The sequence below is a fragment of the Bradyrhizobium sp. USDA 4353 genome (assembly GCF_054063215.1).
Genome location: NZ_JBSSGB010000001.1, coordinates 4802849 through 4815898 on the forward strand (window position 1 = coordinate 4802849; position 13050 = coordinate 4815898).

Genomic DNA, 13050 nt, shown 5'->3' on the forward strand with positions numbered 1-13050 from the left:
CTTGGACGAGGCGATGAGCTTCCGTCGGGCCTAATGAGCCGGAAAGACGGCCGTTCCAAACGATCGACGATCGGGGACCCTGCTCACAACTCTTCTGAATAACCTCGCGGGCAGACCGCTGCAGGTCGCGAGGTGCGAGAGAGAAGACAATGAGGATGGACGTACGGGAGCGTACCGATTGCGGGACGCGGAGCAGCAGTCATTTCTGCTGACTGGGCTCGATTGAAGAATCCGGACCAGCCAGATACCTGCAACCCACGGCCAACGCGGCGCCTATCGCGGTGGCGATGGTGCGTCGCCAGGCCGCATCCGGTTCGGGTAATCCGGTCAGCGCGATCAGGAAAACGACAGTGGACGTGATCGCGAACGAAAAGGCAGCGTAATTGACACGCTGCACGGCATATGTTGCCCACGCCAGCGCGATGACACAACTAACCAGGATAATGCCGTCCGGCCTGACGATCACTGCGAAGAGCGTCGCGGAGATCGCTCCCAGGAAGGTTCCGGCAATGCGTTGAGCGGTGCGAACCAGAGTGTCGCGCCGCTTGGGTTGCAGAATGATGAGGGCCGTCATCGGCACCCAATACCCGTTGCCCAAACCGAGATGGCGCTCGATCAGGATCGCCGCGCTGACCGTCCCGCCCGCAATGGCGGCATAGCGCAGCCCAGCTTGTCCGCTGATCACGCGTCGGAAGAGCTGGACCAGCCAGCCGAGCCTCGAGCTTGGCGGTGTGGCCTCTGCTCGAGGGACGTCACTGGCTGCGCCGAACGGGTGCCAATGCCAGGCAACGACGATGACAAGGGTCTGCAAAGCTGCACCGGCGAAGACCAACAAGCCTCGCATCAGCGCGGCCGGGAGCTCGGGTGGACCGCGGGCGGCAAGCAGAAATGCGATCGACCACTGCAGGGTCAACCACCACGGCGCTTGGCCATACTGCGTAGCGAAGCCGCAAATCGCTGCGATGCCGCCGCCGACGAGAGCACTTCCAAGCAGGCTGTCGGACAGGAGTGCGCCAAGGAAGCCGCACACGCCCATGCCGAAACCGGCCAGGATCATGGGAGCAGAGCGCAGGTGGGATAGTCGCTGATGAGCGCCAAATCCGGTCGGAAACGCTCCCATCGTCGCGGCCATTCCGGACTGCGGGGATCCTGAGAAAAGTGCGACGAGAAGACAGGCGGCGACGGCGATCGTTGACACGTTGGCAGCTGCGAGCTGGACAGCCGACCATCTGAATTCAAAGGCGCTGCTCAGCAGTGACTTTCGCTGTTCCACTGCGCGGGGTGTCAAAGGGGGGCGCGGCGACCAATGCTGTCGCGGACGTCCATTACGATCAGTCGCATTATTCCAGTCATTGTTGCGGAATCCACCTTCATGCTGGATTGCCAAGCACGGGGGCACTGGATCGCTCGGGTGCGGAGCAATCCGGCCTTGCGGGCAAACCTGTTCGTCGCATCGTCGTTCCTGGGCATGCGCCAATCCTGCGCCGTTGGATAGAAACCCTCACGACGTTTTATCGTTGGTCGTCAAATCTGGACAGGCGGTGCGAGGAGGCGCGGCATGGCTGCTCATGCTGGAGAGACGGCAGAAGAGACCGGCGATTTCCGCTGCGAACGTTGTCACCAAACGACCCACGTGACGAAGGGGCACAAAATCCCGAAGTGCTCCCACTGTTGGTCATGCGACGTTCGACACACGGCGCAATGAGCCTCGATGAGTTCGCGCAAAACAATGCGCAACGGCGATCGTCATTCCACTTCTACGAGGAGCATTCCGTGAGATTGTCGCTGGTCATCAATGGTCATCCTTACGAATTGTCCTGTGATCCGCGCACCACGCTGCTCGACACGCTACGCGAAGCTCTCGGATTGACCGGTACCAAGAAGGGCTGTGACCTCGGTCAGTGCGGCGCCTGCACGGTGCTGGTGGGCGGCCGGCGTGTACTGTCCTGTCTGATGCTGACGGCGACGGTCGACGAGGAGGTCACGACGATCGAAGGTCTTGCAAAGGAAGGCGAGCCGCTGCATCCGATGCAGCAGGCGTTCTGGGACCATGACGCCTTCCAATGCGGCTATTGCACCCCGGGTCAGATTTTGAGCGCGATCGGCTGCATCGCCGAGGGCCACGCAGGGTCGGCCGAGGACATCCGCGACTACATGAGTGGCAATCTCTGTCGTTGCGCCGCCTATCCGAGGATCGTGGAAGCTATCCAGTCCGTCGTGTCGGCTCGCGCCGACGACACGATCTCAAGCTGAGGCCTCTCTGATGCGCCCTTTCGAGCTCCAGACTGCAGGCAATCCTTCGGATGCCATTCGAAAGAGTCAGGACGCGAGCCGCGCGCAGTCGGGCGCGCGCTATTTGGCGGGTGGAACCAACCTGCTTGATCTGATGAAGCTGGAGGTTCTGACACCACGAATGCTCGTCAGCCTCAAGCCGCTGCGAAGCGATCTCGGCGCGATAGAGAGTGATGAAGACGGACTGCGTCTGGGCGCGATGGTGCGCATGGCGGAGGCCGCCGATCACCCGATCATCCGCCGCGATTACCCGGTGATCGCAGACGCGCTGCGGCTGGCCGCGAGCGCTCAGCTGCGCAACATGGCGTCGCTCGGCGGCAACGTCCTGCAGCGGACCCGCTGCCAATATTATCGGGACACGAGCTGGCGGGCCTGCAACAAGCGTGAACCGGGTTCGGGATGCCAGGCGATCACAGGCGTCAATCGCCGGCTCGCGGTGCTCGGGGTCAGCGAGCATTGCATCGCAAACTACCCGGGTGACTTCGCGATTGCATTGGTGATGCTCGGTGCTGAACTGGACATTCTCGATTCGGCCGCCGCGCCGCGGACCATTGCGTTCGAGGATTTGCATCGCAGCCCTGGCGACACGCCGCACTTGGAGATCAACCTGCAACCGGCGGATCTGATCACGTCGATCCGCATTCCTGCCGGCCCCTGGACCCGCCGATCGCGCTACGTGAAGGTGCGAGACCGCGCCTCCTATGATTTCGCCTTGGCGTCTGCAGCGGTGGCACTCGATCTCGCCGCCGATGGTCGCGTCCGCTCGGCCCGGATCGGGCTTGGCGGGCTCGTCGCCAAGCCGTGGCGCGCCGTCGAGGCCGAAACCGTGCTGAATGGACGCGTGCTGGACGAGAGCGCTGCCCAGCAGGCTGCCGAGGCGGCCTTTGCCGGCGCCGTCGTCCACAGCGAGACCGGTTTCAAGCCGGAGCTCGGCCGCCGCACGCTCGTGCGTGCATTGCTGGAAACAGCCGAGCTGGAGGTGAGCGCATGAGCTGTCCGGAACAGATCCCAACTGGACCGCTTGGTACGGCCACGCGCCGGATCGACGGCCGCGCCAAAGTCACGGGGCATGCGCGATACCCGTCGGACGAGCCTCTTCACAATGCGGCCTATGCCCACCTGGTCACGAGCCGCATCGCGCGCGGCCACATCGCTCGCTTTCACCTGGAGGAGGCGCGCAATCTCGCTGGTGTGCTCGACATCCTGACGTTCGAGAATGTCGGCCAGCAGGCCAAGCCGCCGAAGATGATGACGGGCGGCGGCACGACGACGACGCTGCAGGACAACCGGATCTGGCACGACGGGCAGATCATCGCGGTTGTCGTCGCCAACAGCTTCGAGATCGCCCGTGAGGCCGCAGGCAGGATCCGTGTCGATTACGACGAGGAGTCGCCGAGCCCGACCTTCGACAGTCCTGGCGTCGAGGCGCATATTCGAGAGGCCGGGGAGCACAAGGACTATGACGTCGGCGATGTGGACGCCGCGCTCGCCAGGGCTGAGGTCGTCGTCGACGAGTGGTACGAAACGCCGACCCAGCACCACAACGCGATCGAGCTGTTCACGACCACATGCGCGTGGGACAACGGCCAGCTCACGATCTGGGAGCCGAGCCAGTTCGTCTACGGGCTCCGCGGCAACGTGGCCCAGCAGATCGGCGTCGCGCCTGAGCAGATCAGGGTCATCTCGAAGTTCATCGGTGGCGCGTTCGGCTCGAAGGGAGGGGCGACGGCCCGCACGGCATGGATCGCGATCGCCGCGCGACGGATCAACCGCCCCGTGAAGCTGGTCGCGACCCGCGGCCAGGGTTTTACGATCGCAACCTACCGTGCCGAAACCCGCCATCACCTCCAACTCGCCGCCACCAAGGATGGCATCCTTGACGCGGTCAGGCATGAGGGCTGGGAGGTCACCAGCCGGCCGAGCAACTACAACGTTTCCGGCAACGAGACGACCGCGCGGATGTATGCTTCGCCGAGCGTCAAGACAAAGGTCAACGTCGTTCACGCCGACCGCAATACGCCCGGCTTCATGCGCGCTCCACCAGAGACGCCCTACATGTTCCCGTTGGAATGCGCCATGGATGAGCTGGCCCATCGCATCGGCTGCGATCCCATCGAGCTCAGGAGGCGCAACGAGCCGGAGCGGGACCCCGTCACCGGCCTGCCATTCTCAAGCCGGCACTTGATGCGCTGCTTCGACGAGGCGTCCGAGCGCTTTGGCTGGGCGAAGCGCGATGCGAAGCCGCGCTCCATGGCGGACGGCGACTGGCTGGTCGGCTGGGGCTGCGCCAGCGCGGCTTATCCAGCGAACATCGCTGCGACCGCCGCTCGCGTCATGTTGCGGCCAAACGGGCAGGCCAGGGTCGAGATTGCCGCGCATGACATCGGCACCGGCGCCTATACGGTCGCGGCGATCATTGCCGCTGACAAGCTCGGGTTGGACGTCGGGGATGTGCAGGTCGACCTCGGCGACACGAGATTGCCACCGGCTTCGCTTGCGGCTGGCTCCAGCCATACGGCGACGATTTCGCATGCGATCGGCAAGGCGTGTGACGAGCTGAGCGAGCGGATCATCCGGGCTGCGACAACCACCAATAGCGGGATGTTCGCGGGGGCTGATCCGCGCGCCCTCCGCTTGCAGCAGGGTAGGCTGGTCGGACCAGGCGGAGCGAGCGAACAGCTGTCGGACGCCTTGAAGCGGCTAAGCCCCGGCGCGCTCGAGGCTTATGCCGAGAACATCCCCACCGGTCTCAAACCCGAGGCACTCGCTCAGCTCTACAGCGGCCAGCCTCCAATGTCGCGCGGCCATAGCCGCCAGGATGTCACCGCCTATGCGTTCGGCGCGCAATTCGTGGAGGTGCGCGTCCATCGCCGCACCTGTGAGATCCGCGTGCCGCGGATGGTCGGCGCCTTCGCCTGTGGGACCATCGTCAATCCGTTGACGGCCTACAGCCAGTTCATGGGCGGCATGATCTGGGGCCTTGGGGCCGCACTGGAGGAGAAGACGGAGATCGATCCCGTCGCCGCGCGCTACGTCAACAACAACATTGCCGAGTATCTCATCCCGGTGAATGCCGATGTGTGCAAGGTCGATGTGCTGATGCTGCCTGAAATCGATGACGACGTGAATCCGCTCGGAATCAAGGGCATTGGCGAGATCGGGATCGTTGGCATGAATGCGGCGATTGCCAACGCTGTGTTTCACGCCACTGGCCGGCGTGTTCGCCGGCTGCCGATCCGCATCGAAGATCTGCTGTAGCGTGGCGCATAGGAACGGCGCCGTCGAACTCCCGTTGCCCGGGGAATGTCTCGGGCACACGGAGAGCTGGCATGAAGGCGGTAGTCTATCACGACAAGGGCGACATCCGGCTCGAGGAGGTCACCGATCCCACGATCGAGCAGCCGACCGATGCCATCGTCCGGCTCACGGCCTCGGCCATCTGCGGCACCGATCTCCACTTCGTCCGCGGCTCGTTTTCCGGCATGGAGCCCGGTACGATCCTCGGCCACGAGGGTGTCGGGATCGTCGAGCAGGTCGGACCCATGGTCCGCAACTTCCGGCCGGGCGACCGTGTCGTCATCGGCTCGACCATCGCCTGCGGCAGCTGCTCATACTGTCGCGCAGGCTACTTCGCGCAATGCGACAACGCCAATCCCCATGGCAAGCGTGCCGGGACGGCCTTCTTTGGCGGCCCGGGACCGACCGGGCCCTGGAACGGACTACAGGCCGAGAAGGCGCGGATTCCCTACGCTCACATCGGCATGGTCAAGATTCCCGAGAATGTCACCGACGATCAGGCGATCCTCGTGTCCGACATCTTCCCAACCGGCTATTTCGGTGCCGATCTCGCAGACATCCATGAAGGCTCGACGGTCGCCGTATTTGGTTGCGGCCCGGTCGGGCAATTCGTGATCGCCAGCGCGCGGCTGATGGGCGCGGGCCGCATCATTGCCGTCGACCACCATCCCGATCGGCTCGAGATGGCGCAGCAGCAAGGCGCCGAGATCGTGAATTTCGACAACGAAGATCCGGTCCAGACGATCGTCGAGATGACAGGAGGCATCGGGGTGGATCGCGCGATCGATGCCGTCGGCGTCGACGCCGAACATGCTCACCATGATGCGGGGGCGGTCCAGGAAGACCTCGAGACGGCGCTCGACTCCGCCGCGCATGCCGTGGAGCCGAAATCTGCCGAGACGCATGCGCATGCGTACAAGCCGGGCGATGCGCCCGGCCAGGCGTTGGACTGGGCGGTGCAGGCGCTCGCCAAGGCCGGGACGCTCTCGATCATCGGTGTCTATCCGCCGACGCAGCGCGAGTTCCCGATCGGTGAGGCGATGAACAAGAACCTCACGATCAAGATGGGCAACTGCAATCATCGCAAATACATTCCGCATCTGCTCGACCTGATTGCCTCGGGTGCGATCGATCCGCTCAAGATCCTGACCAGGACCGAGCCGATGGGATCGGTGATCTCAGCCTACGAAGCGTTCGATGCGCGTCAGCCTGGATGGCTCAAGGTCGAGCTGAAGCCGGTTGCGGCGTAGCGGCCCGAGTCGCAGGGGGCGCGCCGGTCGGTAGAACGGTCCCGGCTGGTGCAATCAGCGGCTAATGATCCGAACTGCGAGGCAGTGAAGCTTAACATGTGATAGGCCATCGCGCAGACGCTTAGGAAATCTGAGGCGCGTCTCTCGCACGAGTTCCAAAATTGTTGCCCGTTTGCCACGACGCCGTGTGATGCAGGCGCAGCAGACTGTTGAACTAACATGTGTAGTCGTTACTGTTCTACCTGCGACTATCGTGGATCCCGCTCGCAACTTGGGAGGGCTTCATGAAATCGCACATAGGTCTTGTTTTTGCGTCATTAGTCTCGCTTGCCGGAATCAGCCATGCCACAGCTGCCGATCTCGCCGCGCGACCCTATACAAAGGCGCCGCCGGTCGCACCGATCGCGCCTGCGGTCTATGATTGGACCGGCTTCTACATCGGCGGTGAGGGCGGCGCCGAGTGGAATCGGACCGATGGATCGTTCTACAACGCGCCCGGATTCGGCTGGCGTACCGACAACCGCACCAATTGGATTGCCGGAGGGTTCGGCGGATTCCAGAAGCAATGGAATCAGGTCGTGCTCGGCATCGAGGGCGGCTGGGACGCGGTGGGCAGCGACTGGGGATCGACGCTCGGCGGCGGCGCTGGTGGAAGCTGCGGCTTTGCGGTCGGCACGCAATATTGCCGCAGCCGCATTCGCGACATCGGCTATGTCGGCGGCAAGCTGGGCTGGGCTTGGAACCGTTGGATGCTCTACGCCACGGGCGGCTGGGCCGAGGCGAGCCTCCGGACCAATGGCTCATTTGCCGCGACGGGAGCGACCTTCTCGGAGGCGAGCCGTCGTCACGACGGCTGGTATGTCGGCGGCGGCTTCGACTATGCCGTTCTCGACAACCTGGTGCTCGGCGTCGTGTACCGGCACTACGAGTTCGACTCCAACCACCACGACTGCTCAACCTGTCTCGGAGCCGGGAACGTCGACTTCAGAAACGTATCGGCCCGGGCAGACTCGATCATGGGGCGGATCAGTTTCAAATGGAATGCCTGGTCAGGAACGACGACCGCATTAGGCGGGTTTTGATAGCAGCACATTGATGTGGGTCGCCATCGAAGGCTCGATACGGACCTTTGATGACACTCCTTACCATGCATGTCTCCGGGTGGCGGCCGCCAGTCGCCCGGAGATCTGTTGCACTGACCGGACCAGACATGGATCATTTCGACGACGTCCTGCGCCTGCTTGTCGCGGCCGGAACGGGCCTGCTGATCGGGGTCGACCGGGATGTGCGAGGCAAGGCGGTCGGCATGCGGACGCTCGCGCTCGTGTCGCTCGGATCAGCGTTGGTGTCGATCGCGGCGATCGAGTTCAAGGATCTGCGCGATCATCCCGATGCCATTTCGCGGGTGATCCAGGGCGTTCTGACCGGCGTGATCAGCGGAGTGGGGTTCATCGGCGCCGGCGTGATCTTGCGAGATCAACGCGCGAAGACGGTCCGCGGACTGACCACGGCGGCGACCGTCTGGATTGCTGCGGGGCTGGGAATTGCTTGTGCCCTCGGTGCATGGTTTCTAGTGGGAGCGGCCATTGCGATCACGTTGCTGGTCTTGTTTGGTCTCGGCTGGCTCGAGCGTGCCACGGGCATGAAGGATTAGGTGATCGCGAAAGCGCAGTGAGATTGATGGCCGCCGTGTCAGCTCGCGCGATGAAGTCCAAGAGATTGAGAAAGGTCGTAGTGGCGCGATGCGACTAGGAGGACCCGCGCAGGACGCGCCACCGTTGGTCTGCCTTGTGACAGCGGCATGATCGAGTGAACGCTCGGGGCGCGCTTCTTCTCGGGCGGACAGTCGGCAGAGGCTCTATGCCGGGCCGGTGTCGCTGTTGGCGAGTGCGCTTTCGACAAAGCTTGCAAATGCGCGCGCCTTGGCGCTGGCCATGCGGCCCGCGGGGAAGACGGCCCAGAGATCCAGCGGCGGCAACATCCAGTCCGCCAAGACGCGACGCACGGCGCCGCTGGCAAGCTCGGAGCTGAACATCCAGTCTGACGCGATGGTGAGGCCCATGTCGGCGAGCACGGCCGCCCGCAGCCCCTCCGCAGCGCTGACCCTGATACGCCCATGGACGGACACCGACGCTTCGGCGCCGTCACGGGTGAATGACCAGACATTGGGAAGTTGGCTGTAGATCACCGCCTCATGCTCCGCGAGATCCGCGGGACTGTGCGGCTCGCCGGCGCGCGCGAAGTAGGCCGGCGTGGCCAGCACCGAACGTCCGCCAGTCGCCAGCTTGCGTGCGATCGCCGAGGAATCGGCCAGCGCGCCCATGCGCAGCGAGACATCGATCCCTTCGGCCACCAGGTCGATGACGCGATCATCGAGTGTCACATCGATTTCGAGCTCGGGATGACGGTCCAGAAAGCGCGGCAGCAGCGGCACGATGTGCAGGCGTGCGAACGTCGTGGCAGCGGACACGCGCAGGCAGCCGGAAAGTCCCGCGCCCGCCCCGCGTGCCGCAAGCTCGGCCTCGTCGGCTTCCTGGATGGCCGCCTTCGCCCCTTCATAGAAGCGTTGCCCGGCTTCTGTCGGGGTCAGCCCGTGCGTTGAGCGGATCAGCAGGCTCACCTGCAGCCGGTCTTCGAGCTGGGCGATGGTCTTGGACACGGCAGGCTGGCCGACATTGAGGTGACGGGCGGCGGCCGAAAAGGAGCCGGTTTCGACCACGCGCACGAATGTCGACATCGCTTGATACCTGTCCACCGTCATTCCTCCTGGGAATAACCGTTATCGCTCATGGCCCGCTGCCCTGTCGAGCGGAACAGGCGCATCAAGTCTCCAGACCTTCGGACTGGCCGAAGGCGGTCCAGGTAAGAGACCGAACGAATCGGCTGACGCGGACCGCGGCTGAGGTCCTTCGGTCTTGGGCATCGGCCGCAGCCGCACTTGAGGGGACGAGATCATGCTGGACGTCTATGCCTTCGCCACGCCGAACAGTGTCAAGGTGCCGGTCGCGCTGGAAGAGCTGGGGCTCGACTATTCGCTGCACGGCGTGAACATCCGCAAAGGCGAACAGAAGGCGCAGGGTTTCATCGCGCTGAACGCAAGCGCCAAGGTGCCGGTGCTGGTCGACGGGAATTTCGTCCTGACCGAGTCCGCCGCCATTTTGGTGTATCTCGCCGAGAAGACCGGCCGCCTGTTGCCGGCCTCGGGAGAGGGCAGGGCGCGCGTTTTCGAGCAACTGTTCTTCCACGCTTCGGGCTTGAGCCCGGCGTTCGGCCAATCGGGCTTCTTTCAGCGTCTCGCGAGCGAGCCGCAGCCGATCGCGATCGAGCGCTTCTCCAACGAAGCAAGACGTACAGTTTCGATCCTCGACGGCGTTCTGGCCAAGCAGCCCTTCACCGCCGGCCACGAGTTCACGATTGCCGATATCGCTCATTTTGGCTGGCTGTGGCGACGCGAGTTCGCTGGCGTCGATCTCGAGCAGGCCCCCAACGTCGCGCGTTGGTACGGCGAAGTCGAGAGCCGGCCAGCTGTCCAGCGCGCGGTCGCGCGCGTGAACGCGCTCATTCCTGCTGCCTGACGCTTCCTTTCACCCCTGATCCACGGAGACAGATCATGACGCTTCAGTCCAAGCTCGATGCCTTCAAGGCCGATTTCGAAGCGGGCAAACCACCCTATCAAGTGCCGCAGGCCGTCATCGAGACGATGCACCGCGCCACGGCCGAACTGATCGCGAGCGGTGCGGCGACGCACGCCCTCAAGGCGGGCGACCATGCGCCGGCGTTTGCGCTGAAAGACCCGGACGGCCAGGTCGTATCGTCCTCGGACCTGCTCGCCAAGGGCCCGCTGGTCGTGAGCTTCTATCGTGGCGTCTGGTGCCCCTATTGCAACATGGAGCTGCAGGCGCTCCAGGCAGCGCTGCCGGACTTCGAGAAGCTCGGCGCGAGCCTGGTCGCGATCTCGCCGCAAACTGCGGCCAACAGCCGAAAGTCGGTGCGCCAGAATGGGCTCGGCTTTCCGATCCTGTCGGACACCCACAACGATGTGGCCGCCGCCTTCGGACTTCGCTTCGCGCTGCCCGACTATCTCGTTGACCTCTACAAGAGCCTCAAGAACGATCTGCCGGCCTTCAATGGCGACCCGAGCTGGACGCTGCCCATGCCGGCCCGTTACGTCATCGCACCGGACGGCCTGATCCTCTACGCCGAGGTGAACCCGGACTACACCCGTCGTCCCGAGCCCGAGGACATGCTGCCCGCGCTTCGCCGCGCAGCCGCGGCGGCCGTTTGATCTGCATCTCCGCCTCCCTGCCGACGAAGCTAATTTGCGAGGATCTCAATGTCTCGTACCTTCCTGATCACCGGTGCCAGCAAGGGCATCGGCCGTGCACTCGCCAATCGTCTGACTCGGGACGGTCATCGCGTCGTCGGTCTTGCGCGCGGAGCGGCAGAAAACTTTCCAGGCACGCTGGTGTCGGTCGACCTCGCCGACACGGGCGCGACCGACGCAGCGCTCCGTGAGCTCACGGCTCGTTTCCGCTTCGACGGGGTCGTCAACAATGTCGGCCTCGTTCGGCCGCAACGGCTCGGGACCGTCGAGCTGCCGGTCCTGGACGAGGTGATGCGGGTCAACCTGCATCCGGCGCTGCAGACGGTGCAGGCTCTCCTCCCGGGGATGATGGAGCGTGGCTGGGGCAGGGTGGTCAACGTCTCCAGTCTCACCGTGCTCGGCTCGGTCGAACGCACAGCTTACGCCGCGGCCAAGGCCGCCCTGGTGAGCTTCAGCCGCAGCTGGGCGCTCGAGCTTGCGACCACGGGCATCACCGTCAACGCGGTCTCGCCCGGGCCGACCGAGACGGAGCTGTTCCGCACCAACAACCCGCCGGGCAGCGAAGGCGAGCGCCGCTATCTCTCCGGCGTTCCGATGCGTCGCTTCGGGCAGCCGGACGAGATCGCCGCGGCGATCGCGTTCCTGCTGTCCGACGGAGCCGCATTCATCACCGGCCAGACGATCCATGTCGACGGCGGGGCTTCGATTGGGAAAGCCGCGTTCTAGTACTTGGAGGGACGCATCAGCATGGCGGCATCGGTCGTGGGATGAGCGTCGGTGCGGGCGGGCGCGCCGGTCGTGCTCGGCGCCGGACCGAGAGGCAGGTCAGTCCCGCGGCCATCAAAATCGGGCCGGTCCCTATCGGCACGAATGTCACGAGTGCAAGACCGTTGGCCCAAACGAGCGACCAGCCCAGCACGAACAGTGCCTGTCCGACATAGAGCGCATGTTGCTGCGTGAACCCGCAGTTTCGAAGCCGTCGCCTCGCGCGTGCTGCGATCTGGCGTAGCTTGCTCATGGTGCGGTCACCTCGATATCAGACGTTGCACTGCAGCCGCGCGGCGCGCCGACCGGGATGCGCGCGTCTCGGCCTCGTTGAGCCAGCCAAGGAAGACCAGCGCTGCCGCAAGCACGTAGGAACTCCCGGCTGGGATCCACATGATGAGCCCGGCGAGCTGCTGGTCCTGCATCAGGTTGAGACCCCATTTCATCACGCCCTCGGCATGGACGGGATAGAGCGGCCGTGGCGCGAATATCATCAGTGCGCCAGCCAGGCCGCTCAGCACGGCAGTTGCCACGATCAGCAGCAACGCCGGACCATGGGCCAGCCGCCGCGCATGTCCTGGCGCGGGCAACACCACTGACCAGAACATCAGCGCACTGATAAAGAAGCTGAGATGCTCGAGGATGTGGATGGCGTCGTTCTGGAGTGCCCATCGATAAGGGCCGGGGGCGTGCCAGAACACGAAGCCGGCGTTGAACAGGATGAACACCAGCAGTGGATGCATCAAAGCGTCGGAGGCAAGGCCGAGTCGGGCGCCATGCCAGAACCGCACGATGCGCTTGCGGCCCGGTGCCGGGACGCCGCGCAGGAAAATGCCGAGGCAGTCGCTCGCGATCAGGAGCGGAGGTGCAGCCAGCATCAGCAGCAGATGCTGTACCATGTGCGCCGAGAACAGGTCCTCGCTCATTGTGTCGAGCGGCGAGTCCAGGGCGATCAGAAGGACGAGCATCCCAGCCGTGAAGGCCAGCGTTCGCCGGATCGAGATCAGCTCGGTCCGGTTCTCGCGGACGGCCCGGCTCACGCCGAACGCGTACAAGCCGGTCGCCAGCGCCAGTGGGACGATCGTCGGCGCCTCGAGCGGCCAGCCGTGGCCGAACACGGCC

General features: G+C 64.4%; 13 protein-coding genes. 10 read left to right on the forward strand and 3 right to left on the reverse strand.

The features are described 5' to 3' along the window. Positions 1-199 precede the first annotated feature (199 nt). Positions 200-1132: an FUSC family protein gene (locus ACVILH_RS21590; protein WP_456714673.1), complete on the reverse strand. Its 933-nt coding sequence runs from the start codon at positions 1130-1132 to the stop codon at positions 200-202. A gap of 426 nt (positions 1133-1558) precedes the next feature. Between ACVILH_RS21590 and ACVILH_RS21595 the strand changes: the two genes are divergently transcribed. The 7 genes from ACVILH_RS21595 (at position 1559) to ACVILH_RS21625 (ending at position 8493) form a co-directional block, all read left to right on the forward strand. After that, positions 1559-1705, forward strand: coding sequence for a zinc ribbon-containing protein (locus tag ACVILH_RS21595; RefSeq protein WP_456714674.1), 147 nt, complete (start codon positions 1559-1561; stop codon positions 1703-1705). Further along, positions 1672-2253, forward strand: a complete 582-nt coding sequence (locus tag ACVILH_RS21600; protein ID WP_456714675.1) for a (2Fe-2S)-binding protein — start codon at positions 1672-1674, stop codon at positions 2251-2253. The genes ACVILH_RS21595 and ACVILH_RS21600 overlap by 34 nt, the downstream gene beginning before the upstream one ends. 10 nt (positions 2254-2263) lie before the next feature. After that, entirely contained in the window at positions 2264-3283 is a 1020-nt protein-coding gene (locus ACVILH_RS21605) for an FAD binding domain-containing protein (protein ID WP_456714676.1), read from the forward strand. Further along, a complete protein-coding gene (locus ACVILH_RS21610; protein ID WP_456714677.1) occupies positions 3280-5550 on the forward strand; it encodes a xanthine dehydrogenase family protein molybdopterin-binding subunit in 2271 nt (756 codons plus the stop codon). The genes ACVILH_RS21605 and ACVILH_RS21610 overlap by 4 nt, the downstream gene beginning before the upstream one ends. Positions 5551-5621: 71 nt before the next feature. Next, positions 5622-6839 carry a zinc-dependent alcohol dehydrogenase gene (locus tag ACVILH_RS21615; RefSeq protein ID WP_456714678.1) on the forward strand — a complete coding sequence of 406 codons (1218 nt, stop codon included), beginning with the start codon at positions 5622-5624 and terminating at the stop codon, positions 6837-6839. A 284-nt stretch (positions 6840-7123) separates the two neighbouring features. After that, positions 7124-7921: an outer membrane protein gene (locus ACVILH_RS21620; RefSeq protein ID WP_456714679.1), complete on the forward strand. Its 798-nt coding sequence runs from the start codon at positions 7124-7126 to the stop codon at positions 7919-7921. Positions 7922-8049: 128 nt separating this feature from the next. Further along, positions 8050-8493, forward strand: a complete 444-nt coding sequence (locus tag ACVILH_RS21625) for an MgtC/SapB family protein (protein WP_456714680.1) — start codon at positions 8050-8052, stop codon at positions 8491-8493. Positions 8494-8697: 204 nt separating this feature from the next. Here ACVILH_RS21625 and ACVILH_RS21630 read toward each other — a convergent pair whose 3' ends face one another. Beyond that, positions 8698-9594, reverse strand: coding sequence for a LysR family transcriptional regulator (locus ACVILH_RS21630; protein ID WP_456717042.1), 897 nt, complete (start codon positions 9592-9594; stop codon positions 8698-8700). A gap of 199 nt (positions 9595-9793) precedes the next feature. Between ACVILH_RS21630 and ACVILH_RS21635 the strand changes: the two genes are divergently transcribed. From ACVILH_RS21635 to ACVILH_RS21645, 3 genes are read left to right on the forward strand one after another with little or no spacing between them, the layout of a single operon-like run. Continuing rightward, positions 9794-10414, forward strand: a complete 621-nt coding sequence (locus tag ACVILH_RS21635) for a glutathione S-transferase family protein (protein WP_456714681.1) — start codon at positions 9794-9796, stop codon at positions 10412-10414. Positions 10415-10449: 35 nt separating this feature from the next. After that, positions 10450-11124: a peroxiredoxin-like family protein gene (locus ACVILH_RS21640; protein WP_006612612.1), complete on the forward strand. Its 675-nt coding sequence runs from the start codon at positions 10450-10452 to the stop codon at positions 11122-11124. Between the two features lie 48 nt (positions 11125-11172). Next, a complete protein-coding gene (locus ACVILH_RS21645) occupies positions 11173-11889 on the forward strand; it encodes an SDR family oxidoreductase (protein ID WP_456714682.1) in 717 nt (238 codons plus the stop codon). 299 nt (positions 11890-12188) lie between these two features. On the opposite strand, the gene ACVILH_RS21650 is transcribed toward ACVILH_RS21645, so the two are convergent. Further along, the gene (locus ACVILH_RS21650; RefSeq protein WP_456714683.1) at positions 12189-13046 is read right to left on the reverse strand and encodes a cytochrome c oxidase assembly protein; all 858 of its coding nucleotides are present in this window, start codon (positions 13044-13046) and stop codon (positions 12189-12191) included. Positions 13047-13050: the final 4 nt, after the last annotated feature.